This window comes from Microcoleus sp. N3A4, assembly GCF_036701805.1.
Classification (GTDB): Bacteria; Cyanobacteriota; Cyanobacteriia; order Cyanobacteriales; family Microcoleaceae; genus Microcoleus.
Genome location: NZ_JAUBRJ010000010.1, coordinates 1 through 25,053 on the forward strand (window position 1 = coordinate 1; position 25,053 = coordinate 25,053).

A 25,053-nucleotide genomic window follows, 5' to 3' on the forward strand; every position below is an offset into this window, starting at 1 on the left:
TCACTATTATCTCGGATGATTCACTTTTAACCCCTCAATCCGCCTATGTGCCAGTTGGGGGTGCGGAATGTGGGATTCAATACTTCACGGTGAGCGACAGACTCTTCACGCCAAGATTTGCGATCGACGCCACCCGATCGCACAAGCGCCGCCAACCAAACTCCCGAATAATTCCGATGCACCCAGCCGTACCGGGATAATTAGCATCAAAATGCACCCCCAACTCAGCGCGGACGCCGTGTACCGAAACTACGGGGTCGGGCGTGATGTGAAAAAATAGCCCTTCTACCCCTCGCGTATCAAGCCAGTAGGGTTCTGTCGGGATGCTGTACTCACCAGCAGGAATCGGCCCTTTACCGCGCACCCATTCGTCGCCCGGACGCTGCCAGTCGGCACAGCCCGAAGTTGCGAGGTAATCGACAGGTTTTCCGCCGGGATAAACAAGTTGCAAATTGCCATAGATCAGTTCTGAAGATTGAGCTAAATCCATCGTAAAAATTAATTTGTGCATTTAGTTATTTAGACTTTTGTTGAATTCTTAACTTGAGAGATTGAATTACTAAAAATATTCGCATCAAGTCCGCTTCGGGCTCTTTCCTACATCCGCTTGCTGCCATTCCCAAAATGTATCCGTATTCTACGGACATAGATTCTAGAGCGTCCAGCAAATCTACCAAGTCCGCTTTGGGATTTTGCAGTAAGCTGCAAGCTTGAAAGTAAGGCAACTATATATCTCCGTGCGGAACTGACGCCAAAAGCAAATTTAAATATTTACTTTTAACACTACATTCCCCCTCACTATCGGTATCGGTTTTTTTAGCGAATCCAGGTACAGCGAGGCTCCTACAAACTTGCACTTCCCTACGGGCCTCTTGGTTTCTGCAGCTAAATTTTTGCCCAATACAAATTTTGTCTCCCCGCTCGCGCTGTTTGCTGATTTACTTTTGCTGAACTGGTTTGGGTTGGTTTTTTTACTGAAATTAAAACCGTCCGCGTCCGGCTTCCGCTCGAAGATGCTCACCATTGCCGTAAACAGCGCTATTCCATCTATTTCTTTATCCACAAAAGCGTATCCTTCGATACCTTGCAGCCGAGCAATCATGCCCGAGTAGCTGAGGCAAGAAATTCCTTTTTGCCACAGGTACCCGGGGTCTCCAAAAATAGATTTTATTTTGCCGGCCCAGCGATTTATATCGGCTTCTTTAAGCAGTTCGATACTTTTGCTGACAGCGGCTATTTTTGCATCTTCAGTAAATCCTACGCACCTAATTTGCTTTACGCCCTCTATCTTATCATCCCCTTTGAAAAAAAGCTTGATGCACGGATATCCCCGCAAAAGCGGCTTGCTACCTTTACCGCTCGTACCGCTATCTGCTAGCGATTTCTCGCGCATGATAGACATGATGCTGTTGATAATCGTACCGACAGTGCCCGACAGCAAATAACTGTTTCCCTCTTGAAGTTTGTCGGGCCAGTATTCAATAGTTAATGCGCCGCTGGTAGAATTAACAGGAGTAAGGTTGACGTATTTAGGCTTAGTCCACAGCGAAGTTTTGTAATTCGTATTCTTGTCCCTTTTTCCGCCGATAAATCCAAATTTGAACTCGTCCCACCACTGCTCGAAATCTATACCGCTCGTGCGAATTAGCTCGCGCTGAGCGAAAAGTAATGACGGTTCTTCTAATGGAAGTAATAACTCCGTTGCCGCAAGTACTTTGTTTTTTGGTGTTGCCATTGCCGTCCGCCGCAAAGATGTAAATACATCCTAAAATATTTTGAAACCTAATAGGTTTTCGCCGCGCCAATACTTGCTCTAAATAGAAAAGCTGGCGTTATGCTTAATCGGTAACGAGATCGGCTCCAAACACGAAAGTAAAATAAAATTTATGGCTAGACAATATACCTGGCAACAACTAGAAAGCCGCGCTGCAAAAGTAAAGGCGCGGGAATTATACCTCGAAGCGCAAAAGAAAAACCCGGTAGCAAAGCCCTACAAAGCAGAAGGCGATAAAACGACTTTCTGGGCGTATTCAATCGAAGACGACGGCGTAATAGTATCAATACCTGTATTAGAGGCAACTGCTACAAAGATAGCGGCGGGAATTGCTAGTTTGGGAATTTTGACTCCTGCTGTCGCTGATGCGATCCTTAACGTAACAAGACTGAAATTTAAAGAAGGACACAAGCAAGTCCTGCGAATTACGGTCTTTGAAGCCAAAGCAACCCCAACACCGAAAAATACCCCGTGGGGAACCAGGGTTGTTGACATGATCGACAACAGCTACTCTTTTCCTTTTTCTCTCGGAACTGACGGAACCCCAACATTGAAAGAAGCTAAAAATACTTTCAACGCGCTGTTTTCATCGGGCGCACTAAAAACTCTTTTGAATAAGAAAGGCAGCTACGCAGCGCTGTCCCTTCGAGGTAAAATTTTGTCCACCGTGCGCGCGTGATTAAAATTGATACCGCCTTGGGTAACTGGGAGATGGCGTGGCAAACTGTCTTGGACGCTGCGGGCACACAACCGCTACCAAGGCAGTATTCTCCTACAATTTTTACCTCGCCAGTAATAGCCGTAGGGGCGGCAGCCGCCGCCCCTTACTGGCAAAATCAAGCAATAGGATACGTCAATCAAGAAATAGAAACAGAACTTATTGGGCTTGGCTTTGCTAGAAGTTCTGGCAAGAAAGTTGTATTTTCCAACGAATTAACGATAATCAATTTTCCGTTTGATGCCAATTATCGTTTGTCCGTGGATTTATTTGCAAGACTGGCAACTACGGTCACTCTTTCTATCTACGAATACACGGGAGATATTACTTAAACGAAATGAAACAGCCTGCTGATAACATTTTGTTTATTTTAGCGCAATTCCATGACAAAAACAGTCGAAACTTTAACCCTGATCACCTCTTTGCTGGGACTCATCCTGGCGCTCATAAGCATTTGGAATGTTTCCAAATCAATCGTCAAAAGATTGGCCATTATCCAAAATCGATTGGATTCCTTGAAAGGATTGATGATTAGCTTGAAAAGCCGCGTGGATGACGTTGAGAAATATTTATCTGCAAGCGGGTATCACGTTCGCTCTTCTAACGACCAAATCGAAAGCAGTTTCTTGAGGCAGTACGACGAAAACGACACGGGCTTTTAATTTAACTGTTTAATTTTTCTCCTTCTTTAATGAGTAACAAACTCAAACATGGCAACAATAACCGCAGGTACGGCCGCAACGATAAACGCAACCACGATTGAAGGGCAGCTTTTTCAACTGATTCATTTCATAAACAATGCCGAAGCCATCGCCGGCGGCGATTCTAACAAGTTTTCGCTCGACAAGAGCGAAGACGGCATACTCACTTCTACTTTCTCCTTAGAAGGGCAATTGATTTATACAAGCTCAACTGGGATATTTACCGAGTCAGCTTTGCCCTATCTTGCTTCCACGGCTTTTACTCCCGGGAGTACATTGGGAACCATCAAATCGGCGACGCTAGCTCAGTATTTTATCGATGCAATGAAATACGCAATCGTGTGGCAAAGAAATGTCATGAAAAATCCTCAAAAAGTAAGCGGAGTAGCGCTTGATTTTGATTTTTCGACGGCTATGTATTCCGGTAGTTTGTCGCTGCCTTACGCTAGCTCGCTAGGGAGCAACGGCGCGATAGCAGAAAGCGCAACCGAATGGCTTTTGACTTGAGGAATTAACGAAATGGCAGCAACTTTTGGAGTGACTTTAGAATCGTCGGCTTTGGCGTTTTCCACCGCGGGCGTTACGCCCGACAAATGGATGCAAGACGCGGCCGGCGCGGTATGGAACGGCATCAAAGCCGGCGTGTCCAGCGCGATCGACCTCGGTAAAAGAATGTTTGAGGGCGGAAAGGAAATTATTTCTGCGATCGCCCGAGGTGACTGGCAAATATTTAAAGATTGGTTCAGAGACGATCCCGGTAGTGCGATCGCGGGTGGCGCTGCGGTAGCCGTAGCGGGCTGGTTTATTGGCAGCGCTACTGGTATCACCGCCCTTGTTTCGGGTGGTATCGCTTCTATGTGGGCTTCGCTCGGCGCTATAAAAATAGGTGGTTTTGCTGTGGGTGCCATGCTTCCCACACTGCAAGCCGCCATCGTTGGCGGCACGAGCACGTTGATGAATCTCGACTGGCTCAAATCCGACAAATCAATTCTCGCAGAATTGAACGGCGCGTATTTATCTTTCCTCAACAACGTAGGCGAAAGCGCCGGGAGAATGATGGTAGCTATTGCGCTAGGCGGTGCAAAAACTAATCCTCGCCTGACACTGAATATTTCTGCCGCTGCGGCGCTTTCAATTACAAAAGAGATCGACGACGGCAACGACATTTCCGACGAATTAGTAGAAGGAATGGCAAATCTGGCAAATATCTTCATTAGGTACGCGACTAATTTAGCCGGGAAATTGGGATACCTTCAGTTACGAAAATGGGCTAGGAGCAACGTCAGAACGGGCAACAAATGGATTGACGCCAAAATTGCCAATTGGGGTCTAGTAGAAGGCCAATCCTTTACTATTAGTGGAAAAATAGACGAAAAAATCGAAAAAATTACAGAGGAAAATCCCCCGTTAGGAAACCTGCTTGAAGGGTTGAAAGATGGGGTATCAGATGGCTTTTCTGATATGATTTTAATGACCTGATAACAGTCAAACAAGCATGGCAACTATTACAAAAACTTTTGGAACAAAACTGCTGCCCGCTTACGTTGCGGACGCAATAGTCGAAGTTGTACATTTTCGAGGCATGACTTTTGATACTGATGAATTAACGGCATTCTACCTCGACAAAGCCACTGCAATCGTTGATGTAGGTAGCTTTAATATTGGCAAAATCCCGGATTTAGACGGGGATGAATCCGACATAGAGAAAGCACTGGCAATGACAAAAGCAGAGTCGCTGTCAAATCGAGTTGGGCTTCGCTTCTTAACTCGAAAAGATAATACGGGCAGTTGGGATGAAGTAGCAGAATTTATAATATTAAATTTTGGCAGAAAAGATTATCTCGACTTGAGGGGCAGGTTGGGATACCCGGCTATGATACTTGAGAAAAACGATGCACTTGCCGTGCAGTTGGTTGACTACGGCGACGGATTGTTATGGGATACGGATTTTATTAAAATCAATTTTGGGGTAACTGTAGAGATTGAAAAAAAAAATAACGTAGATGCTTTGACCGCTCGAATTAGCGCGCTTGAATTGGCGCTAGAAGGTAGAATAATCAATGTGTCAGCCGGTACGGTATTGGGACGCAATACGGGTACAGGAGTGGTACAACAATTGCCACAAAGTCAATTCGCCACGCCTGCAATGATCGACCAAGCAATCATTGATTTAGCAGGAGGCGCCCCGGGGGCGATGAACACATTGGTAGAATTAGCAGCAGCCTTAAACAATGATGCAAATTTTGCTTCTACAATTGCTAGTAATTTAGCTACTATAAATTCTCGAATAGCAAGTATAGAATCTAAAAAATCTGTAGTTGTATCAACGCCATTAAATATCGCTGCCAATACTTGGTTTACTGTCGGTCAAATTGACGCTGTAGGTTTTGCAAGCACTGAAGCTATTTACGCCTGTGCTGTGTATATCCAGTACGGCGACGGAACAAATACCTACGGACACTGGCAGTATAGCGGTGGTGGTGTGATTTCTTCTATTCAATGGAAAGCAGGCGGTACGCAATTAGCTACTACTTTTAAGATGGAAGCGCACAACGCAAGCGATTTTAATTGCAGTGTTCGATTCACTTTAAGCAATGTTAATCGAACTATCCAAGTAATGTTTGACATTCCTATTGTTACTCAAGTACCAAGTATATTGAGAGTTACTTTAAAACGCATTATCTAACCACTTTAAATTAAATTTATATTTTGCTTTTCAACGCGAAGCGAACATATTAAATCAATGCCGCAAACACTAATGAAACATTAATGCCAAGAAATAACCGCTCTCCCCGATCGCCCCGCGCTCCTTCTACTGACAGGGGAGGGATAGATTTAATCGTTGCTGCCGAGCGCACGGTAGGCAGTATAGGCGGCATCCGCGCCGACGTAAGCGTAGAAGTTGGTATCGACGGAATATTAAGGAATAACCGACTAAGCGGTTCTTACGATCCGATCGAGCGCACCGCGAGCTTCGATGCGGGATTGGGCTCGGCTCGCGCAAAACTCGGCGGCGAAATTGGGGGCGAGGTTACGTTGAGAGAGAACGGATCGATAGAGTCGATCGGGGGCAATATCAGCGGCAGTTTCGGCGGCTTCGGCGGCGGCATTTCTGCATCCACTTCTGGCAGCGGCAGCCTTTCCGCCGAAGCTTTTGGAGCCAAAATTGAACTTGCCCGAGACGACAAAGGCAACGCCTCGATGTCCGTTTGCTACGGCATCGGCATTGCATCCGTTTGTTCGACTTTCACGCGAGACAAGGGCGACCCGCAAAATACCGGATCGCTCAGACCTACAATTTCAGCCAGACCGAGCAGCGCTCGCTCGCGCCGCCCCAATCTTCCAAATGCCGCTCCGACTCCGCCGCGCAAGAAGCCGGAACCGAAGCCGAAAGCCGAGAAACCGAAGCCCAATCCGAGGCCCAAGCCGGAACCGAAACCGAAGCCCGTAATTCCTAAAAAACCCGCTCTCAACTCCAGCTCCAAAAAAAAGCCGGCGGCAGACATCACGAAAAAACCGTCAATAGATATTAGAAAAAAGCCGCCAATAGATTTGGGAAAAAAGCCTGCGGTAGATATCAGGAAAAAGCCGTCAATAGATTTAAAAAAGAAGCCGTCAATAGATACAAAAAAGAAGCCGACCGATTCAAAACTTATAGATTTAAAAAAGCCGCTAACTCCCCCAAAAAACCCTAAGTCGCCGAAGCCTGTTACGCCTAAAACTCCAAAGTCGCCAGCCCCCAAGCGCCCTACTCCTGCACCTAAACCTACTCCGACACCCAAGCCCAAAAGACCGACCCCGTGGCCGCGCGATCCGGCGCCGACCGACCCGTATCCCCCTCCGGTGCCTCCAGCTCCGAAAATGACCGATCCGATGCCGCCGCTGCCCGTCCCGCCAGCGCCGAAACCGCCCGTACCCCCCGCGCCGCAAGGCAGCAAGCGCTGCACTTATTACTACACGTACAAAACTATTACTTATTCCAACCAAGGCGACTTTGCGGATCACTACGCGCCGGGCGATTTGAGCTACATATTTGGAGAGTACACGGTGCAGGATGCTAGCGGCACTTTTGGGGTGCACTGGAACAATCGCGAAGCGAGGTATAATTACGCGATTTCTCGCCCCAACAGCACCCCATCGCAGCCGCAGGCAATAACCGGAACGAGCGCCGAAGTTGCTGCTTTTATCGCCGCAAATAGCACAACTTATTCTTACACTCAACCCGGCCCCGGTTATTGGGATTTCGGAACAACTTACCAAGCAAGAACTCTTACTTTGGTAAGCGGAAATTGCCCGCTCGGTACAGATCCAAATTCTAATCCTAAATTCAACCCTCCCCGCCTACCCAATACCCCCCAAAAGATAAAACCTATGGCTGACTGCTGCGCTGAAATTAAAGAGATACATAAATACCTTGGCATCGCCAAGATGAAGAAAAAATTCAAAGTAGCCAAAGCTTTCTTGTCACCCGGCGGTACGGGCAATCAAGAGTGTGAGGATTATTATGCCATCACGGAAGCTTTATTTAGAATGCTTGCCAATGGTCTAATAATCAACCCGACCAGCAAGCCATTGGGCAATGAATGGAAATCCGTGAATGCCACTGCGTGGGCGCAAGATATGTACGAAATGATGGCCGAGGCGATGAGCGACGGCAACAGCACTCAGAAATACGAAATAAGCTCGATCATGCAGCTTACTCAATTGCTTTCGATCCTTGCCGAATTATCTAGAAAGGTAGATTTCTTGAGCGAAGCGATCGGCGCAACTCCCGACTTAGAAGAGGAATTGATACCGGCCTGCTTCACCATATATGAGGGTCACAAGGGATTTGAGAAAAAGCAACCTAAAAAGATAGATGTCACAAAAGCAAAAACTGATGACGACGTTGAGGCCGTACTGGCAAAAATGTTGAAGCCCAGTCAGATACCTATTGTAAGATGGGTGTTCCGGCCCGACCACATCAGCATCATTGAAGCTTTAAAAGGAGAAAGAACCTAATGGCAAAATCAGATGCTACTAAAAGAATCATCAAAAGAGAGTTTGAGCGGAAGCGCGAGGAAATACTCAGAATGAAACAGCTCGATCTGACGCTAGAAAAGCGGCACATGGGAATTGACGATTTCAAAAAGGGGGATATGAAGCCTTTTGTGAAGGAGACAAAAACTAAGCTCAAAAAACTGAGAAAAGACAACTTAATAAAGTAACGCACTAGCGTTAGGGTAACAATGCTTGTTGTCACTATACCTAAAGGCATAGGCTAGAATATGGATAAGCTTACTGGGAAAGTTAATGATTAACGATAATGAGATTGATATTACTGATATTGTCACTACCAGCGGTGTTACGTTGCAAACCGAAGTTAGCGAGACTACGAAAACTTACTTAAGGATTGAAGCAATCCGCCGCAAAATGACGATGGGGCAATTGATAGACTGGATTGTGGAATCGTTTTCCAGCGGTGACGTACCAAAAATCACTTCTTAATTGATACGGTAAATTATTTGAAATCAACCTCGATTTAATCAGGGTTCTAGAACTCTGAAACGGGAGGGTTATTTGATACGCGCGATTATTTACTGTCGGGTATCGACCGACGATCAGAATTGCGATCGGCAAGAGCGGGATTTAAGAGAGTTTGCCGATCGCGCTGGGTATGAAGTGGTGGAAGTTGTGCGGGAAACTGCCAGCGGTGCAAAAAACAACCGACCGGAGCGTAAAAAAATTATGGCGACGGCACGAGCTCGGAAGGTTTCGGCAGTATTGGTTACTGAGGCGAGCCGCTGGAGTAGGAGTACGATTGACTTGCTCGGCACGTTGCAAGAGTTGAACGCCTGGGGAGTGAGTTTAGTCACTTTATCGGGAATAAGCTTAGACCTCAGCACCCCGCAAGGTAAATTGATGGCCGGGATACTTTCATCAGTTGCAGAATTTGAGCGCGATACAATTTGCGAGCGGGTAAGAAGCGGGCTGGCGTCGGCAGCAGCGAAAGGGGTAAAACTTGGACGCCCCCGACTGTCTGAAAATTCGATCCAATTGGTGCACCAACTGTGGGCTGAAGGCAAAAGTTATTCGCAGATTGCAGCGCTTTCGGGAGTCAGTCGCACGAAGGTAGCGGCGCTTTGCCGCAAATCCGCAGCATAGCGGCAACCTCACCGGGGGAAGTTCCGGCCGCCAGGAGCGATCGCACTTCCGCAACTTTGGCCTGTGAAATAGGAGAGTCGGTGTTGCCACCGCGAATATGAATGTGCCGCATCCGGGAACCATCGCGATAAGAGAATCGGAAGTATTCACCGCTGCGGGCCGTACCGCGAGGTGAGTAAATTGAGATAGCTCGTGATACAGAATCAATGTCAACAGGCTCGACTGCGTATTCTGTATCAGCACTCTCAGCAGTGTATTCTGTATCAGCACTCTCAGCAGTGTATTCTGTATCAGCACTCTCAGCAGTGTATTCTGTATCAGAGATTGTAGAGGCTGGTGATACAGAATCAATTTCTGGCGGCGCGGGGGCAAGTGTCACTTCGTCGGGATAGAGAAAATCCCACTCGTTTGTATGTGGATTCCAAAATTGCAGCGAGCCGTCGATCGGGTGAACCTTATTGATTTTGTAAATTTCTCCCCGCTTCACCCATGCAGCGATCGCCGGCTTCCTCTTGAGCTTCACGTAGTCGCCCGCTTTGTAAAGGCTTCCCACTTCAGCGGTCGCGGTGTCGAATAGTGAAAGTTGAGCGCTGCTAATCATTGGTTTCTTCTGCTTCCACAAGTTGCAATTCTGGAAATATGCAGCGCAGTTTGTCGTTTATATACTGCAACTCCCAGTCTTCTATCGAGAGTTTCGGTTCGCCGGGACAGTGAACGCTAGATTTAGTGAAATCGATTCCCCGCTGCTTGAGATTTCTCTCGCAGATTTTGATATATTCATTCATCAATCCGGTGAATTCGATAAATGTGTGGCAATTAGTCGCGATCGCCTCGCGGTAATAATTGCTTGAGGCGGCCTTCATCGCCTCCAATATCTCCTCTGGGGTCTGAGGAGAGAGTGGAAGTTCTTTCCTAGCTCCTCCCAGTAAAGCTGTGGCTTCTTCTTTGGTCAACATTGATTCCTCTTTAATTAGTTGTCTAGTGTTTGTCTAGCAGCCGATCGCCAAATTGTCTACTGCCCGCCGACTTTATTAAGTTGAAGACGAATGGGGCAATCGTCGGAAAATAAGTGCTTCAACAAATTTTGCCGATCGGCATCATCACTTATTGTCCACGTATCATTTTCAACGCTTCCAGTCTCATCCGTAGCAATACCAGTCGCAAAATACAGCTCTGTACAACGTCCAGATTTCATAGTTTTGCGATTCCATTGAATGGCGCAAACGAAGTTTAAATCTATGGTTGCGCCTAACGAAACAATGTGAAACCAATTGGGCATAACGATTGACCACGACTTGTCTACAAATTGTCTACAGCCGATCGCCCTCCGCGACAGATTGGCAAATTGTCTGCGCTGCCTGGTCGCCAGCATAATCTTCGACACTGCCGTCATATTCTTTCTTCCAACCCCTTTCCAGCAGTTCGGCCGCTGCGGGAAACCGTTGGGCGGGAAAGATTAATCGCTGCCACCTTCGGGTTGTTTCGATCGCCTCGTGCACTGTCGAACTCCCCAGGGCTGCTGGGTGGCGGCTTGCCAATTGAATGGTGGAAATTATCGAGAAGATCGTCGGTAACGAAACTTCCAGCAGTACCAATTCTTCCCCACCGATCGCCGCCATTTCTTCTTTGAATTTCTCGAAACTTGGTTCTGTCATTTCTTGGGTGTTCCTCAAATGCCGATCGCCCTTCACGACAATCGGCAAATTGTCTACTGTCGGGCCACCGCATCTCGAAACTGCTTGCCTGCTGAAAATGCAGGAACTACAGTCGCCGGAATGTCCATCACCTCCCCAGTTTTGGGATTGCGACCTTCGCGGGCTTTGCGGTCGCGGGCTTCAAAAGTGCCAAACCCCACAAACATCACTTTGTCGCCACCTGCCACAGATTCAGCTATCACATCGAGCGCTGCGCTCAGTACCGCGTCAGTAACTGTCTTCGTTGTGCCTGCTTTGGCTGCAACCAGGTCTATCACTTGTCCTTTGTTCATAAGTGCGATCGCCCTTTAGTAGTTAGTTATCAGTTGTCAGTTATCAGTCATTACTAACATTACTAACGCAAAACCAGCGCCCCGTAAGGGATGCTGGCTTCTGTTGCGATTATTCTGCGAGGTTTTCCCCGCCGTTCTGGTTGGATGACTCGGCTTGTTGCTGTTGCTGCATCTCTTGCAGCTCTCTCATCTGTTGCCGTTGTTGCTGTTGCAACTCCTTGAGCTTTTCTAAGTTGCTGAGCTTTTCTTGATACTCCTTCGCCTCTTCCCGATACCAGACGATGCACTCCTGACTCTTGACCAACTGCTTTTTAGCATCGGCAATTAGCTGGTCAATAACTCCCCCAAAGGGGTCGAAATCTCTAGCTCCCGTCGAGCCAACTTCTCGATCAAGTGTGAGGGACTGACTCCCAACCCCTGCGCTAACTCCCGAAAGAGCCTCGCTCCGGTGGGCGTAAGCCCGAAGGCTTTTGTCACCTTCACTTCCCCGTACTCCAACTGCTTCGCTTTTTTGACTTTGACCATGTTCTTGGTTCATAACATCACTTTTAAGAGATTAACAAAGTCTATGATGAGATATTGACAACATCTCATCATAGACTCTATGATAGACCAAAGTCTGTCATGAGACAAGATTGCACTGCATATACCTGAACGAACTGGGTGGGCAACACTCACCCTTTCCTTAACCTATGTACAGCCTGAAAAGCCTACAACAGAAGAATTTAAAGGAATTGAAGGAAATCGGCTTCGAGCTCAACGTACTCGCAGCGGGCGACAGGCGCTGCCGCCAAAACTGGATCGATGCCCTAGCCGGCGTGCAGCCCCCGCTGCTGCAACTGCTGGAAGTTTCCTCCGCGGTGGAAGTTGAAGCGGTTGAGGAGGCGATCGAAATCCAACGCCAGGAGCCGATCGGAGTTCAAGCCCAGGAGCCGATCGAGACGCCTGAAACGCAATTTAAATTTGATTGCCCGACTTGTAAGGCTGTTGGCAGTCTCTATATAGATCGAGACTGCTGCTTGGAAACGTGGGTTATTCGCTGCTTGCACTGCAACTACGACAGGTTCATGAATCGCAGCGCCTCCTATTTATCCGTACCCGACCCGGCGTTGGATCTTTTCGATATCTTTCCATTCAAAGTCGATCTTTTACGAAAGCTAGAGGCTCAAGATTCCAAAGTTCAAGCCACCGAACCCATTAATTCCAGGGACGGACTGGTGCGTTTGTCCGCACCGACGACGGTTAAGCAGATCGAAATCCAACGCCAAGAGCCGATCGAGTCCAAATTCGGTCGCATCGTTTATCCCCGTGCTCAGAAGCCGATCGCCCAAACTGAAATCAATGCAACTATCAGCGATGTCGAATCTAGACCTGCAAGTGCTGATTTACATAACTCACGCACTCCGACCGCCGAACCAGATGGAGGTAGCAGCAGTGATGAAGCTGAAGCACTGGGAAGTCAAAAGGGCGATCGAGTATTGGCGCTGGCAGGGAATAGTGAAGGAGATAAAGGGCGAGCTCTATTCGGTCAGTCAGATGAATTAACAGCGGCCAAAACTCCCTCCGGTGTCAGTAGCAAAACTTCAACAGCCCATCAACTATTGGAGCTGTTCAAGTCGAAAGCGCACGTCGTTGAGGATTCCCCCGCTGGCAAAACCGAGCCGAAAGTGAGTCAAAGTGCGATCGCCCCAGCGACCAAAAATCTCCTCGATGCTGAAGAAGTCGATCCAACTCCGATCTTGACAGGGGTTACTTTTTCCGATAATTTTCTCGCCCGCTATTCCCCGCCGCAGCCAGAGATTTTCCACTATCAAGCCGATGCCGACGGGCAACTGAGCCTGCTTAATTTTGAAGTGGAAAGACACGACGAACCGCCAGACCCGGATGATTTTGAATCCCTCGATGCGTTCCGTCAGGCGATCGCTCGCTGGGATGCCGAGCACTCCGAACCGCTAGAAGTTTCGCTCGACTCTTTCTGCGAGTGGGCTCCGTGTCCTCTCGACTGGTACGAACCGACCGACGCCGAAAGTTCCAGCACTTGCAACTTTTTCATTCCGACTTTTGACGATTGGTGCGATCGGCTTCACGACACCGATGAACCGCCAAGCCCGGAGGATTTCGATTCGATGTTCGCTTTTTGGGCTGCCTACGACGCTTGGATCGGTGAAGATGACGACACCGACGAACCGCCCGACACGGGGATTTTCGCCCGACTGCCGGGGCCGAAGCCTCCCAGTTTTCCGCCGATGATTGTCGGCAGGTGCGATCGGGCAAGCCGCATTAGGAAGTTTGCCCGCGGTGCAATACTTGCGATCGGGCGATCGCCTCCGGGAGGTGATGCAGGTTTCTAAATGGTTTGTCCATATCTCCATCATTTGCTTTCTCGTGCGATCGCTCTTTGAGCAAAGGGGATCGCTTCCTCCCTCCTTTTTCTCTCTGACATGGAAGTAACTCAGAAGCACGTTGATTTTTTTAAAGAGCCGAAAGAGTGCTTGTTTGGATATCAATATCTCAACCAGTGTCCGGGATGGGTTATCGGTGAAATACGCCTTCCTCTCGTCCTTCACTCCAATCTCTTTTTGCTGATACAAACTTTTTCCGGCGAGCTTCACTGGATGCCCCGGCACAAGGTTGATTTCCACAGTGAATGGAATTTCACGACTCGCAATATTGCACCCTCACCACCAAATATGAACAAATGGAACTCACTTTAAACTCATACTCCGAATTCCAACCGCTCCTAGACTTTGAGGAAGAAACCCTTGCCACCGTTCCCTACAACGACTTAACCGAGTTAACCCGCGAGATTAAACTCTCGTTCGTAGATTTTGTAAGACAGGGCGTGATGCTTGCCGTCATACGCCGCAACCGCTTGTACAAACGGCAATTTAAGGACTTCGCCGAATACTGCAAGCTCGCCCTTGGCCGCAGCCCTATCTACTGCAAGCGAATTATCGAAGCGGCGAAAACCACGATCGAACTGATAAAAGCCGGGTTTAAAACCCTTCCGACCTCGGTGTCGCAAGCGCTGCCGCTGGTGAAATTTACCAAACCCGACGACGCGGGCAACCGCGAGTTAGAGGACAAGTGGCAATCAATAATCGAGAGCCAGCCGCCCGAACACATAACAGCGGCCAAGATTGCAGAGGCGATCGACGACAAAGAGCCGGAACAGCGAGCCAAGCAGATCAAGGTGAGCGGCAAAGCTTATCAAATCTTGGAACAGAAAGCAGCAGCAGCGGGCCTGACGGTCTCCGAGTATCTCGAAATACTGATTGGAACCGAACCGCCCGACGATGAAGAGCCCACCGTTCTAACTCCCGAACAAGAGGAAATTTTAGACCAGCTAGATGCCGAGTTTCAGAAAGACGCGACCGTGGAGGCGATCGGCAAAACCGACAAACCAGTAGCAGGTTTCGGTCAAAAAAAGCCCTCAAAAAGCTATCAAAAAGCTATCAATAGATCCGACCGAGCGTCGGACTCATCTTAATTAGTTTTTTAAAACCATGCACAATACTTTCACCTACCGGCATTCTGAGTTGCCCTCGGTTCGACCTGAGACAAAAGCCGAAATTGTCGCCCTCGACGTGCATATCGCCGACTTGGTTCTCAAAAGTCAAGGCAATTACCGCGAGCTTGAGGAATTGGCAGAAATTTTAAGCAACGGTTTAGACACCTGCGAGCTCAATCTCAACTCGATCCGCATAATTCCCGACGACAGCCCGCAACCGGCGCCTGTCAGCATGAAAGATTTGCCCTTCGAGCAAAAACAGCTCATTTATTCGTGTTCCAATACCAACTCAATTTTGCTAAATTTGCTCAGTGAAATTGTTGGCAGCTCCCCTGAAGAACTAGCCAGCGACATAGCAATACAAGCATCAATTCATCAAAAGCCAATTGAAAAGAAGGAGATAGAGAAATTTATCGAAGATGTAATGATCCCGCTAGCTGAGAAAGCAAAAAGCAATCACCAATCTAAATGTCATTACGTCTTCAAAGAGTTGAAGTAAAAAACGGTCAAGTTGCAATCTTGACCGTTTCTGAGGAGCTGTCTTGGCTAACTGTCCTCTATTCGCATCTACAAATCTATCATGACGCAAACCAAAAATAAGCACGTTACCGAATTAATCAAATTTGCTAAAGAGCGATTCGAGAACTTTAGCGACGCGGAAACGCAAGAAGTTTTTCTCACCATCAAAGAAGCAAAAGCTAGAGGATTGCTGCGAAAACAGCCTCCCGACCGCTGTTTGAATCAGTATGTCAACGCTGCAAACTACCTCTTGCGAACTTATTCAACGCATGAATTCGCAGAGGCTTTAACGAAAAACATCGACTACTTGTACGCCTACATCGCCCTAGTAGCCACAAATTCCATCACCGTTACCGCCTGACGATGGCTGCATTGACTCAGCGGCCGAAACTCCCCTTATTAATGATGGGGAGTCGCGGGATGAGTCCTCGGACGAGTGGCGCTTTAGATGAGAAATTAGCTTAATTGCTATCTTGCTTTCGTAAGCGCCAGCCCGCACAAACAACCGGACAAAATAGACGAGCCTTAATCAGTGAAGTAAGCTTAATTGCTTTTGGGAGATTCGTAGGCTCTCTTGTCCTTTCAACTGTTCCTCTCCCTAAACTAGATGAAATATTTAATCGTCGGCATTGACGTTTCTCGGTCGTCAATCGCCGCGTGCTTCATGCTGGAAAAACCCAGCAATCCCCGCGATGACTACTTCGATGCCGATATCGAAGTGTTTCGCTCGAACCTTGAAAATTTGAATAAGTTAAAGGCAAAAATTGAAGGCTTCAAAGCTGACAAAATTATTGCCATTTGCGAACCTACCGGGATGAACTATGCGCGGCTGTGGATGAACAAGCTCGGCGACTGGGGCTGCGAGGTGCGGATGATTTCTAACAGCAAGCTGCCCAATTACAGGGCAGAGCTGATGGGAAAGGAAGGCAAGAGCGGGGCAAAAACTGACGATATCGACGCCTTTGCGATCGCCTGCTGGTACTTTGATAAGCCAGAAACCAGCTACCTCAAAATTCGCGACCCCCTGGTGACTCGAATCAAACACATTTGCTTGCGGCTGGAACACCTCAACCGAGTGCAAAGCCCAATCATAAATAGGATGAGGCAAGAACTCGCGTGGCAGTGTCCGGAAGTTGCGTTAGTGCGATCGGCAAAATTGCAAGATGACTTAGCGCCGCTGCTGTGGGGTTGGCTGGCCGGTCGCCGGAAATCCAAAAAGTACGATCGCGTGTTGGAGGGAACGATCGGCTCTGGCATCGAGCCTCAGACTCGCTGGGCTGCGAAGCAATACTGCGAAATTGAGGAAGAAATATTCAAGCTCAAAAAGCAGTTAGTTGAGCTGATCGACAGTCCGCAGTTTGATGAATACCGGCGGATTTTTACCAAGTTTGGTTTTGGCTACCAACTCCAGGGCTACTTGCTGGGAGCAATTTACCCGATCGAAGACTTCCTCAAGGACGGTCAACCGGAAGTCAAAATCCGCAAAAATCGCCAGACCGGGAAAGAATCTAAACTCAAACTTTCGGAGCGCCGCTTTATGCGAGCCGTCGGCATGGGTGTCGTGCGGGAAGATAGCGGCCAAAAGAAGAAGGGCAAACAGTCAGGCAGCGCCCTTTGCAGAAAAGCGTTGTGGCAGTGGTGTTTCACACGATTGGAAGTTACCAAAAACAACCCGCCGCTACTGTTCACTTACGGGCAAGGCAAAGATGCTGAGCTCATGTCTCCGGCAGAAAACTTGAGGCGTCGCAAAAAAGGCGGCACTCCTGTCAAACTAGCCCGCCAGCGAGTGATCGCCCGCTGCATCCGAGAGCTTTTCAAAGAGCTGTGCGGCACCGTCAAAATCTAAAATCTAAAATCTAAAAGACCCGCAGGAGCAATCTGTCTGCGGATCTTTTAATTAGTCAAAAAATGTCTACAGTGAAAAAGAAAGAAGGAACAGAGGACGCACAAACTCTATCTTTAGGGTGCGCCTCGGCGAACAAAGCCTCTACCAATAGCGGATTGAACCATTTTTGCGTAAGTTATTAAGTCAGAAGGAAGAAGGAAGAAGGGAGAACAGGACTTATACTGCATTGCTTCTATTTTTACAGTATCTGTAGTAGTAAGGTGCGCCGAGGCGAACCCTACTAATAACTACAGGACTAAAGCCCCTCACCCATCACTTTAACCAGTCAGGATCGCTCACAAGTTGACAGTCGCGACTAATATCAACTCCGGTAGCATCGGAATTAATATTACCCACAGTCAGGACACGGCAGTGCCGTGTCCCTACGATAATCGTGGTAGGGACACGGCAGTGCCGTGTCCTCGGTATCATAAGAAGTGCAACCGGAAACGATATAACGACCAAACTCAATAAGCGCACGAATGACGTGCACTCATCTGTGTGCTATTCGTTAGAAAATTGAGCAATTACAAGCGAGAACTCAAGCAATTAACCGGGAGAGAATCTTGCCAGTCCCTTCAAGCTAGAATTCAAACAAATCATATTGCTTGCCATGAAATTGTGTGGGTAGGCGCTCAAAAGTTGAGCCGATAAAAATGGTAAAACAATAGATCAAATTAAACACAGGCTGCTAAACTGTTGTGCATTTAAACCACTAACTATAGCAATCCTAAATGATTTGCTTGCATTATACGCGAGCCAGAAAGCTCGCGTATAATGCAAGGATTCTGGTATCGCTCGATTTTGCGACTGATGCGAGGATTGCTATAGGCTGTTCCGGGTGCGTCAGAGGCGAACACTTACGCTTAAACGGGAAACACTTCGGACGCCCGGCACCATACAATCTGTTTTAAATGTTCAACAGCTTATTAAGTTATTTAATTCAGCAACTAAAACTTCCCGTTCGATGTTTATTGTCTGATTTTTGGGTGCTGGTACACCGATCTGTGACAGTTGCGTAACTCCTGGTAATATTGAAGACGGATTGAGATAGATTTTCATGGTTGACTGGGAAAGGCAGCTTTGCCAAAAATTAAGAGTAGCAAAAATACTTAACGGAAAAAGTTAAAAGCTATAAAGCTGAACATCGGGGTGGCGACTGCAAAATCCAAAAAATAATAGGTAAAATTGATGGCGATCGGCATCCGACACCAGCCAGAAAAGGGCTACCACTCAGAACCAACTCAGCCTTCCCCAAAAGAAAATCTTAATAGGCGATCGCTCATGCGCCTCCAGCCAACCCTAACGACCCTGGAAACCTGGGGGTTCGGCCTTACGGGTCATCTGCTATGGATTAGCGCTGCACCGGCCATACACGCCGCTCTTGGGCCTCAAGCTATTTTCGTCTGGTTGCCAGCAACAATTGTGGCCATGCTGCTGAACTTTCAGATGCAAAGCTTGGGCAGGCAGTGGCCAGAGATGTCAGGAGGAACGCCCAACTACACCGCGCGGCTGCTGAAAAACTATCCCTGGTTGGCTAGGTATGGGGCGATTGGATACTTTTTTAGTTGGTTAGCGGTGACAACGATCAACGCCCTGATCGTCACAGCCCTGATCGAAGCCAACCTCAAACCATTAGGGATGTCATGTCCTGATTTAGTTCTGAAAATTGGCTTTACGGCGATCGCCTTTATTGTGGCGTTTAGTGGCACCCGCGCCTTAAGTATCCTGCATTTATGTTTCGTTCTACCCGCAGCCGGATTCCTGTTTGTTTTTTGCACTCAAGGCATCGGCTGGTTAGCACTATCCCCAGATAGCCCTGGCTTTTTCCCCAGCAGTTGGCCTAGCTTTTCCTTTGTTGAATGGGCAAAATGGTACTTTTTCGCCGTCTACGCTGCTTACGCCTGTGAAAGTGCTGCCTCGTTTGTCGCTGATAGCAAACGACCCGGGGAGACTTTGCGGTTTCTGAGTTTTGCGGCTTGGTTGATTCCTATTGCCTATCTGGGTGGTTCCTGGGTAATGATGCGCTTGGCAACAGAACCTGGATTAAAAGACGACACATTCTTAAACCTATTAGCCGCAGCTAAACTCTTCTGGGGGCCGGGGGCATCATTTATGGTGACGCTTTTGATCGTCGCTGGCTGCCTCCTAAGTTCTGCCACGGCGGTTTCCAACTCTCCCCGCGTTTTGTACCAACTTGCCTTGGACGGACACCTCTCGCCAGTATTCGCTGTTGTGTCCCCAAGGGGCGTCCTCGGCCCAGCCCTTGTGCTGACGTTCTTGCTCAGTCTGATCTGTCTAGCTTGGGGAGATATAGCGCGTTTAGTAATGGTGTCCGCTACTGCCTTCGTGACCGCCTTTATGACAGTCCATTTAGGGCTATGGCTGCGTCGGGATAGGCCAGAAGTGCTATGGCCTTGGTGGTCTCTAGGCTTTTTCCTGGTGGAAACAGTTGTCCTGATCGTTGGGGGCTTGGCTTGGAACTGGCAAGACCTGCTGATTGGACTGCTTTTGCCCATCGCTATTTTGGCAGTGGATGCTGCGATACGTCGCATTGCATTTCCCCCTTTCCATCCTGCGTGGTGGATTAAGCTTTATCGGGGTCAGTCCTACAGGATAACCAAGGATTTTGTAGCGCTTCAGGTAGGCATCCTGATCTTTTTGATCTGTAGCACTGCCGCGATCGCCTGGGTGATTAGAGCCATGTTAGACGGACTTCCAGGCGATGCTTCCAATAATCTTTTGATTGTTCTGGTAATAACCGTAGGCTTTGTCGGAGTGGCCGTTGCCACCTGGACGAGTTTACCCCAAGTCGTCTCAATGGACGAAGCACGAGAGGGTGCAGAACAACTCTTTACCATTGCCCTAGATGCGATCGTAGTGCTGGATGAAAATGGTGTAATTCGCCAGACTAATCCCGCTGCTGAAAGCGTCTTCGGAATCAATTCTACTACGCTAATTGGGTCTCACCTCAACAAATTTCTACCCGGATTAGGTGCTCAGCCCGATCGGTGGCTCAGTCGCAGCGAACAAACTCTCAACCAACCCGATCGCGACTCGCGCATTCTAGAAGTTGCCATCTCAGACCGATTCTCTCAAAGCGCTTCGACAACCAATCAGGATCTGCAAGAATATGTGGCGATCGTCCGCGATATCACCGAGCGCAAACAAGCCCAAAAAGCCCTGCAACAGGCTAATGAGGAACTAGAAATCAAAGTCGAGGAACGTACATCTGAACTCACCCATACTGTCGAACAATTGCAGAATGAAATTCAAGAGCGCCAGCGGATCGAAGAAAATCTCAGAGCTATGCAAAATCAGATTATCGTCCAAGAAAAACTAGCTTCTCTGGGCAGTTTAACAGCCGGAATTGCCCACGAAATCAGAAATCCCTTAAATTTTGTCAACAATTTCTCAGAAGTTTCTGCTGAATTAACCGAAGAACTATTTGAAGAACTGGGAAATCAAGGAGAAAGATTAGAGCCGGAAACCAATGAATACATTACCGAGCTATTAACCGATCTCAAACTGAATCTTAAAAAAATTCATCAACACGGTCAAAGAGCTGACAAAATCGTTGGCAATATGCTGTTGCATTCGAGGGGACAAAGCGGCCATTGGGAAGCCACAGATATCAATAGCTTATTGACCGAATATATCAATCTAGCCTATCACGGGATGCGAGCCAAGGAAGCTAATTTTAACATTACCATAGAAACTGACTACGACAAGGAAATTGGCTCAGTAGAGGTCGTGCCACAAGACATAGCTAGGGTGTTTCTTAACATTATTAGCAATGCTTGCTATGCAGCCCATAAAAAGCAACAAGAACAGGGGTCAGAATTTTCACCTCTACTTGACGTGAAAACTCGAAATCTGGAAGGTCGGATTGAAATCCGCATTCGCGATAATGGCGCAGGGATAACGCCAGAGGTACTCGAGAAAATTTTCAATCCATTTTTTACGACAAAGCCACCGGCAGAAGGTACTGGTTTAGGTCTTTCTATCAGTCACGATGTTGTCGTTCAGCAACATCGCGGAGAACTAAAAGTCGAAACAGAAGTAGGAAAATACACAGAGTTTATAATTACATTGCCGAAAAAGATAGCCGAAGTTAAGGAGTAAAAAAAATGAAAGTAATGGTTGTAGACGACGAGGAAGATATTCAGTTATTGTTCAAAAAATCGGGTAATAATCAGTTTTAAAGTAGGCAGAGCGATCGGGTACAGATGAAGGCAAGTTAAGGGGAATTCAACAAAAAATCAGGGTAAAGCCTGGTAAAATCTAGATTGCGATCGCATTTTTCCAATTTCTTTGTAATACCGGAAGTCCCCCAAAACCGAACGACTTAATCGGGTGAGAGCAAGTCCCGGCGAAAACACATCATCATTCAAGGGAACCTATGGCGATCGTTTTTCAGAAATAGCTAGAAACTTGGGTTACGATAATGACAACCAGCGCTCCGCTGGTCATAAAAACTAGCAAAAATACTTAACAAAAAAAAGTTGAACTCTATAAAGCTGAACATCGGGGTGGGGACTGCAAAATCCAAAAAATAATAGGTAAAATTTATGGCGATCGGCATCCGACACGAGCCGGAAAACGGCTACAACTCAGAACCAACTCAGCCTTCTCCAAGAGAAAATCTTGATAGGCGATCGCCTATGCGTTTGGAGCGAACCCTCAGTTCCTTAGAAACTTGGGGCTTTGGCCTGACTTCTCATCTCGGTTGGCTGAGCCTTGCCCCGGCGATCCAAGGCGCTCTCGGAACTGGGGCGCTTTTAATCTGCTTGCCTGGAATGCTCGTCGGTATGATGCTGAACTTGCAAATGAAACGCTTAGGCGAGCATTGGCCAAACGTAGCCGGAGGAACGCCGAACTATACCACTCGACTGCTAAAAAACTACCCGGCTATAGGACTTTATGCAGCCCTGGGATATTACATAGGCTGGGCTTGTGGTGGGGCGTTTAACGCCATCCTGCTCACAGACACGATCGCCACCAACCTGGAGCCATTGGGGATTACTTTTCCGAAGCGGCTATTGCAAATTGGATTTACAGTGCTACCCCTGATTGTGGCTTGGAGCGGCACTAGGGGGTTGAGCATCCTGCATTTATTTTTCATCATCCCGGCGATTGGATTCTTATTTACTTTTTCCGTTCAAGGGTTGGGCTGGTTAGCCTTCTCTCCAAGCAGTCCGGGCTTTTTTCCCACCACCGTGCCCAGCGTCAGCTTTTTGGACTGGCTAAAATGGTACTTCTTTGCAACGATTATAGTTTATGCCTGTGAAACGGCTGCTTCATTTGTCGCTGATAGCCGCCGTCCTGGGGAAACGCTGCGGTTTTTGAGAATCTCGACGGGTTTTATGCCTCTGACCTTTCTGGGTGTTTCCTGGATCGTGATGCGATCGCCCATTACTCCAGAGATCGCCGCCAATCCGTTCTCAAGTCTGATAGTAGCAGCCCGACCTTTCTGGGGCGATTCAGCCCCCCTGCTCGTAACATTCCTAGTAATCTCCGGCTGGCTGCTTTCTTCGACAACTTGCTTTTCCATCAGTCCCCGCATTTTGTATCAACTTGCCGTAGACGGAAAGATTTCCCCCGTCTTCGCTGTGGTGTCTCGACGGGGAGTTTTGGGCCCAGCCCTGATGGCTACGCTGTTTGTCAGCCTATTCTTTCTAATTTGGGGGGACTTAGCTCATATAGTAGTCGTGGCAGGTGTGAGTTACCTTGTCTCGATTATGGCAGTCCATCTGGCACTGTGGCTGCAAAGAAAGCGGCCAGAGGTTCTGTGGCCGTGGTGGTCTCTAGGCTTCTTTATGGTAGAGACGGTTGTTTTGGTTTGTGGCGGATTGGCTTGGGGGTGGCAAGATTTCATCCTGGGTCTACTGTTTCCGATCGTCTTGTGGGCAGCGGATGGGGCGATGCGACGCATAAACTTTCCCCCCTTCCATGCGGAGTGGTGGATTAAACTTTACAGGACGCAGAGCAATCGCCTGGTCGCAGATTTTGTAACGTTTCAAGTGGTAATCCTGATTTTACTGGTCTGTAGCGCTGTGGCGATCGGTTGGGGTTCTGGGATCAGATTAAACGCTAACTCTAGTGTTGGTTCTAATCTTTTGCTGGCGCTGCTTTTGTTAGTTGCTTTTGTGGCGGTGGCGATCGCCTGCTGGACGAGTTTACCCCAAGTCGTCTCAATGGACGAAGCACGAGAGGGTGCAGAACAACTCTTTACCATTGCCCTAGATGCGATCGTAGTGCTGGATGAAAATGGTGTAATTCGCCAGACTAATCCCGCTGCTGAAAGCGTCTTCGGAATAGATTCTACTAGGCTAATTGGGTCTTACCTCAACAAATTTCTACCCGGATTAGGGGCTCAGCCCGATCGGTGGCTCAGTCGCAGCGAACAAACTCTCAACCAACCCGATCGCGACTCGCGGATTCTAGAAGTTGCCATCTCAGACCGATTCTCTCAAAGCGCTTCGACAACCAATCAGGATCTGCAAGAATATGTGGCGATCGTCCGCGATATCACCGATCGCAAACAAGCCCAAAAAGCCCTGCAACAGGCTAATGAGGAACTAGAAATCAAAGTCGAGGAGCGTACATCTGAACTCACCCACACTGTCGAACAATTGCAGAATGAAATTCAAGAGCGCCAGCGGATCGAAGAAAATCTCAGAGCTATGCAAAATCAGATTATCGTCCAAGAAAAACTCGCTTCTCTGGGCAGTTTAACAGCCGGAATTGCCCACGAAATTAGAAATCCCTTAAACTTTGTCAACAATTTCTCAGAAGTTTCTGCTGAATTAACCGAAGAACTATTTGAAGAACTGGGAAATCAAGGAGAAAGATTAGAGCCGGAAACCAATGAATACATTACCGAGCTATTAACCGATCTCAAACTGAATCTTAAAAAAATTCATCAACACGGTCAAAGAGCTGACAAAATCGTTGGCAATATGCTGTTGCATTCAAGGGGACAAAGCGGTCATTGGGAAGCCACAGATATCAATAGTTTATTGACCGAATATATCAATCTAGCCTATCACGGGATGCGAGCCAAGGAAGCTAATTTTAACATTACCATACAAACCGACTATGACAATGACATTGGCTCAGTAGAGGTCGTGCCACAAGACATAGCTAGGGTGTTTCTTAACATTATTAGCAATGCTTGCTATGCAGCCCATAAAAAGCAACAAGAACAGGGGTCAGGATTTTCACCTCTACTTGACGTGAAAACTCGAAATCTGGACGGTCGGATTGAAATCCGCATTCGCGATAATGGCGCAGGTATAAAGCCAGAGGTACTCGATAAAATTTTCAATCCATTTTTTACGACAAAGCCACCGGCAGAAGGTACTGGTTTAGGTCTTTCTATCAGTCACGATGTTGTTGTCCAGCAACATCGCGGAGAACTAAAAGTCGAAACAGAAGTAGGAAAATACACAGAGTTTATAATTACATTGCCGAAAAAAACCGCAGAAATTCAGGAGTAAAAAAATGAAAGTAATGGTTGTAGACGACGAGGAAGATATTCAGTCTTCGTTCAATAATTCGGGTAAGAATCAGTGTTAAAGTAGGCAGAGCGATCGGGTACAGATGAAAGCGAGTTAAGCGGAGTTAAACAAAAAATCAGGGTAAAGCCTGGTAAAATCTAGAGCGCGATCGAATTTTTCCAATTTCTTTGTAATACCGGAAGTCCATAAACGCCCAACAACTTAGCCGAAGCCCTAAACGGCATGGCTAAAAGAACGCGAAATTAGCAAAAGCCAGAAGTCAGAAATAAAATGTAATATTGAAGACGGATT

Annotated in this window: 26 protein-coding genes; 17 read left to right on the top strand and 9 right to left on the bottom strand. The window is 47.6% G+C overall.

Features of this window, described 5'->3' with window-relative positions:
• Positions 1 to 76: 76 nt before the first annotated feature.
• From QUA56_RS08165 to QUA56_RS08175, 3 genes are read right to left on the bottom strand one after another with little or no spacing between them, the layout of a single operon-like run.
• On the bottom strand, positions 77 to 511 hold the full coding sequence (locus QUA56_RS08165) for a hypothetical protein (protein WP_333355609.1): 435 nt from the start codon (positions 509 to 511) through the stop codon (positions 77 to 79).
• 4 nt (positions 512 to 515) lie between these two features.
• Positions 516 to 725: a hypothetical protein gene (locus QUA56_RS08170; RefSeq protein ID WP_333355612.1), complete on the bottom strand. Its 210-nt coding sequence runs from the start codon at positions 723 to 725 to the stop codon at positions 516 to 518.
• Positions 726 to 763: 38 nt separating this feature from the next.
• Positions 764 to 1,735: a hypothetical protein gene (locus QUA56_RS08175; protein WP_333355615.1), complete on the bottom strand. Its 972-nt coding sequence runs from the start codon at positions 1,733 to 1,735 to the stop codon at positions 764 to 766.
• A gap of 151 nt (positions 1,736 to 1,886) precedes the next feature.
• Here QUA56_RS08175 and QUA56_RS08180 point away from each other — a divergent pair, with 151 nt between their 5' ends.
• From QUA56_RS08180 to QUA56_RS08225, 10 genes are all read left to right on the top strand, one after another.
• On the top strand, positions 1,887 to 2,453 hold the full coding sequence (locus QUA56_RS08180) for a hypothetical protein (RefSeq protein WP_333355617.1): 567 nt from the start codon (positions 1,887 to 1,889) through the stop codon (positions 2,451 to 2,453).
• A 32-nt stretch (positions 2,454 to 2,485) separates the two neighbouring features.
• Positions 2,486 to 2,824, top strand: a complete 339-nt coding sequence (locus QUA56_RS08185; protein ID WP_333355620.1) for a hypothetical protein — start codon at positions 2,486 to 2,488, stop codon at positions 2,822 to 2,824.
• A 51-nt stretch (positions 2,825 to 2,875) separates the two neighbouring features.
• Positions 2,876 to 3,154 (top strand): hypothetical protein, encoded by a 279-nt coding sequence (locus QUA56_RS08190; protein WP_333355623.1) that lies wholly within the window; start codon positions 2,876 to 2,878, stop codon positions 3,152 to 3,154.
• Between the two features lie 48 nt (positions 3,155 to 3,202).
• On the top strand, positions 3,203 to 3,700 hold the full coding sequence (locus tag QUA56_RS08195; protein ID WP_333355625.1) for a hypothetical protein: 498 nt from the start codon (positions 3,203 to 3,205) through the stop codon (positions 3,698 to 3,700).
• Between the two features lie 12 nt (positions 3,701 to 3,712).
• Entirely contained in the window at positions 3,713 to 4,672 is a 960-nt protein-coding gene (locus tag QUA56_RS08200) for a hypothetical protein (RefSeq protein WP_333355628.1), read from the top strand.
• 16 nt (positions 4,673 to 4,688) lie between these two features.
• Positions 4,689 to 5,879 carry a hypothetical protein gene (locus QUA56_RS08205; RefSeq protein WP_333355631.1) on the top strand — a complete coding sequence of 397 codons (1,191 nt, stop codon included), beginning with the start codon at positions 4,689 to 4,691 and terminating at the stop codon, positions 5,877 to 5,879.
• An 83-nt stretch (positions 5,880 to 5,962) separates the two neighbouring features.
• Positions 5,963 to 8,194, top strand: a complete 2,232-nt coding sequence (locus QUA56_RS08210) for a hypothetical protein (RefSeq protein WP_333355634.1) — start codon at positions 5,963 to 5,965, stop codon at positions 8,192 to 8,194.
• A complete protein-coding gene (locus tag QUA56_RS08215; protein ID WP_333355637.1) occupies positions 8,194 to 8,400 on the top strand; it encodes a hypothetical protein in 207 nt (68 codons plus the stop codon). Before QUA56_RS08210 ends, QUA56_RS08215 begins: the two co-directional genes overlap by 1 nt.
• An 85-nt stretch (positions 8,401 to 8,485) precedes the next feature.
• Entirely contained in the window at positions 8,486 to 8,680 is a 195-nt protein-coding gene (locus QUA56_RS08220) for a hypothetical protein (RefSeq protein ID WP_333355640.1), read from the top strand.
• Positions 8,681 to 8,752: 72 nt separating this feature from the next.
• Entirely contained in the window at positions 8,753 to 9,337 is a 585-nt protein-coding gene (locus tag QUA56_RS08225; protein ID WP_333355642.1) for a recombinase family protein, read from the top strand.
• Here QUA56_RS08225 and QUA56_RS08230 read toward each other — a convergent pair.
• The 6 genes from QUA56_RS08230 to QUA56_RS08255 all read right to left on the bottom strand — a co-directional run bounded on the left by QUA56_RS08230 (position 9,291) and on the right by QUA56_RS08255 (position 11,862).
• A complete protein-coding gene (locus QUA56_RS08230; protein ID WP_333355645.1) occupies positions 9,291 to 9,938 on the bottom strand; it encodes a hypothetical protein in 648 nt (215 codons plus the stop codon). The two genes, QUA56_RS08225 and QUA56_RS08230, sit on opposite strands and share 47 nt — an antisense overlap.
• On the bottom strand, positions 9,931 to 10,293 hold the full coding sequence (locus QUA56_RS08235; RefSeq protein WP_333355648.1) for a hypothetical protein: 363 nt from the start codon (positions 10,291 to 10,293) through the stop codon (positions 9,931 to 9,933). The genes QUA56_RS08230 and QUA56_RS08235 overlap by 8 nt, the downstream gene beginning before the upstream one ends.
• Before the next feature lie 56 nt (positions 10,294 to 10,349).
• Complete coding sequence (locus QUA56_RS08240) at positions 10,350 to 10,532, bottom strand: hypothetical protein (protein WP_333355651.1); 183 nt, start codon at positions 10,530 to 10,532, stop codon at positions 10,350 to 10,352.
• A gap of 115 nt (positions 10,533 to 10,647) precedes the next feature.
• Positions 10,648 to 10,992 (bottom strand): hypothetical protein, encoded by a 345-nt coding sequence (locus QUA56_RS08245; protein WP_333355654.1) that lies wholly within the window; start codon positions 10,990 to 10,992, stop codon positions 10,648 to 10,650.
• Positions 10,993 to 11,045: 53 nt separating this feature from the next.
• Positions 11,046 to 11,324 (bottom strand): HU family DNA-binding protein, encoded by a 279-nt coding sequence (locus QUA56_RS08250; RefSeq protein ID WP_333355657.1) that lies wholly within the window; start codon positions 11,322 to 11,324, stop codon positions 11,046 to 11,048.
• A 109-nt stretch (positions 11,325 to 11,433) separates the two neighbouring features.
• Positions 11,434 to 11,862, bottom strand: a complete 429-nt coding sequence (locus tag QUA56_RS08255) for a hypothetical protein (RefSeq protein ID WP_333355659.1) — start codon at positions 11,860 to 11,862, stop codon at positions 11,434 to 11,436.
• 154 nt (positions 11,863 to 12,016) lie between these two features.
• On the opposite strand from QUA56_RS08255, the gene QUA56_RS08260 reads away from it, so the two are divergent.
• The 7 genes from QUA56_RS08260 to QUA56_RS08290 all read left to right on the top strand — a co-directional run bounded on the left by QUA56_RS08260 (position 12,017) and on the right by QUA56_RS08290 (position 24,741).
• Positions 12,017 to 13,675: a hypothetical protein gene (locus QUA56_RS08260; RefSeq protein WP_333355662.1), complete on the top strand. Its 1,659-nt coding sequence runs from the start codon at positions 12,017 to 12,019 to the stop codon at positions 13,673 to 13,675.
• A 347-nt stretch (positions 13,676 to 14,022) separates the two neighbouring features.
• A complete protein-coding gene (locus tag QUA56_RS08265) occupies positions 14,023 to 14,814 on the top strand; it encodes a hypothetical protein (protein WP_333355664.1) in 792 nt (263 codons plus the stop codon).
• Between the two features lie 16 nt (positions 14,815 to 14,830).
• Complete coding sequence (locus tag QUA56_RS08270) at positions 14,831 to 15,334, top strand: hypothetical protein (RefSeq protein ID WP_333355667.1); 504 nt, start codon at positions 14,831 to 14,833, stop codon at positions 15,332 to 15,334.
• Between the two features lie 81 nt (positions 15,335 to 15,415).
• The gene (locus QUA56_RS08275) at positions 15,416 to 15,715 is read left to right on the top strand and encodes a hypothetical protein (protein ID WP_333355670.1); all 300 of its coding nucleotides are present in this window, start codon (positions 15,416 to 15,418) and stop codon (positions 15,713 to 15,715) included.
• A 246-nt stretch (positions 15,716 to 15,961) separates the two neighbouring features.
• Positions 15,962 to 17,200 (top strand): IS110 family transposase, encoded by a 1,239-nt coding sequence (locus tag QUA56_RS08280; protein ID WP_333355673.1) that lies wholly within the window; start codon positions 15,962 to 15,964, stop codon positions 17,198 to 17,200.
• A 1,230-nt stretch (positions 17,201 to 18,430) separates the two neighbouring features.
• Positions 18,431 to 21,364: an ATP-binding protein gene (locus QUA56_RS08285; RefSeq protein ID WP_333355676.1), complete on the top strand. Its 2,934-nt coding sequence runs from the start codon at positions 18,431 to 18,433 to the stop codon at positions 21,362 to 21,364.
• Between the two features lie 446 nt (positions 21,365 to 21,810).
• Complete coding sequence (locus QUA56_RS08290) at positions 21,811 to 24,741, top strand: ATP-binding protein (protein WP_333355679.1); 2,931 nt, start codon at positions 21,811 to 21,813, stop codon at positions 24,739 to 24,741.
• Positions 24,742 to 25,053: the final 312 nt, after the last annotated feature.

What these genes read in the sequence shown, in the direction of transcription:
- QUA56_RS08235 (WP_333355648.1), bottom strand. Translation starts at nt 10,293, where the DNA reads ATGTTGACCAAAGAAGAAGCCACAGCTTTACTGGGAGGAGCTAGGAAA.
- QUA56_RS08250 (WP_333355657.1), bottom strand. Translation starts at nt 11,324, where the DNA reads ATGAACAAAGGACAAGTGATAGACCTGGTTGCAGCCAAAGCAGGCACA.
- QUA56_RS08205 (WP_333355631.1), top strand. Translation starts at nt 4,689, where the DNA reads ATGGCAACTATTACAAAAACTTTTGGAACAAAACTGCTGCCCGCTTAC.
- QUA56_RS08290 (WP_333355679.1), top strand. Translation starts at nt 21,811, where the DNA reads ATGGCGATCGGCATCCGACACGAGCCGGAAAACGGCTACAACTCAGAA.
- QUA56_RS08180 (WP_333355617.1), top strand. Translation starts at nt 1,887, where the DNA reads ATGGCTAGACAATATACCTGGCAACAACTAGAAAGCCGCGCTGCAAAA.
- QUA56_RS08210 (WP_333355634.1), top strand. Translation starts at nt 5,963, where the DNA reads ATGCCAAGAAATAACCGCTCTCCCCGATCGCCCCGCGCTCCTTCTACT.
- QUA56_RS08175 (WP_333355615.1), bottom strand. Translation starts at nt 1,735, where the DNA reads ATGGCAACACCAAAAAACAAAGTACTTGCGGCAACGGAGTTATTACTT.
- QUA56_RS08185 (WP_333355620.1), top strand. Translation starts at nt 2,486, where the DNA reads ATGGCGTGGCAAACTGTCTTGGACGCTGCGGGCACACAACCGCTACCA.
- QUA56_RS08270 (WP_333355667.1), top strand. Translation starts at nt 14,831, where the DNA reads ATGCACAATACTTTCACCTACCGGCATTCTGAGTTGCCCTCGGTTCGA.
- QUA56_RS08280 (WP_333355673.1), top strand. Translation starts at nt 15,962, where the DNA reads ATGAAATATTTAATCGTCGGCATTGACGTTTCTCGGTCGTCAATCGCC.
- QUA56_RS08200 (WP_333355628.1), top strand. Translation starts at nt 3,713, where the DNA reads ATGGCAGCAACTTTTGGAGTGACTTTAGAATCGTCGGCTTTGGCGTTT.
- QUA56_RS08215 (WP_333355637.1), top strand. Translation starts at nt 8,194, where the DNA reads ATGGCAAAATCAGATGCTACTAAAAGAATCATCAAAAGAGAGTTTGAG.
- QUA56_RS08190 (WP_333355623.1), top strand. Translation starts at nt 2,876, where the DNA reads ATGACAAAAACAGTCGAAACTTTAACCCTGATCACCTCTTTGCTGGGA.
- QUA56_RS08230 (WP_333355645.1), bottom strand. Translation starts at nt 9,938, where the DNA reads ATGATTAGCAGCGCTCAACTTTCACTATTCGACACCGCGACCGCTGAA.
- QUA56_RS08265 (WP_333355664.1), top strand. Translation starts at nt 14,023, where the DNA reads ATGGAACTCACTTTAAACTCATACTCCGAATTCCAACCGCTCCTAGAC.
- QUA56_RS08285 (WP_333355676.1), top strand. Translation starts at nt 18,431, where the DNA reads ATGGCGATCGGCATCCGACACCAGCCAGAAAAGGGCTACCACTCAGAA.
- QUA56_RS08255 (WP_333355659.1), bottom strand. Translation starts at nt 11,862, where the DNA reads ATGAACCAAGAACATGGTCAAAGTCAAAAAAGCGAAGCAGTTGGAGTA.
- QUA56_RS08275 (WP_333355670.1), top strand. Translation starts at nt 15,416, where the DNA reads ATGACGCAAACCAAAAATAAGCACGTTACCGAATTAATCAAATTTGCT.
- QUA56_RS08245 (WP_333355654.1), bottom strand. Translation starts at nt 10,992, where the DNA reads ATGACAGAACCAAGTTTCGAGAAATTCAAAGAAGAAATGGCGGCGATC.
- QUA56_RS08220 (WP_333355640.1), top strand. Translation starts at nt 8,486, where the DNA reads ATGATTAACGATAATGAGATTGATATTACTGATATTGTCACTACCAGC.
- QUA56_RS08165 (WP_333355609.1), bottom strand. Translation starts at nt 511, where the DNA reads ATGCACAAATTAATTTTTACGATGGATTTAGCTCAATCTTCAGAACTG.
- QUA56_RS08260 (WP_333355662.1), top strand. Translation starts at nt 12,017, where the DNA reads ATGTACAGCCTGAAAAGCCTACAACAGAAGAATTTAAAGGAATTGAAG.
- QUA56_RS08240 (WP_333355651.1), bottom strand. Translation starts at nt 10,532, where the DNA reads ATGAAATCTGGACGTTGTACAGAGCTGTATTTTGCGACTGGTATTGCT.
- QUA56_RS08195 (WP_333355625.1), top strand. Translation starts at nt 3,203, where the DNA reads ATGGCAACAATAACCGCAGGTACGGCCGCAACGATAAACGCAACCACG.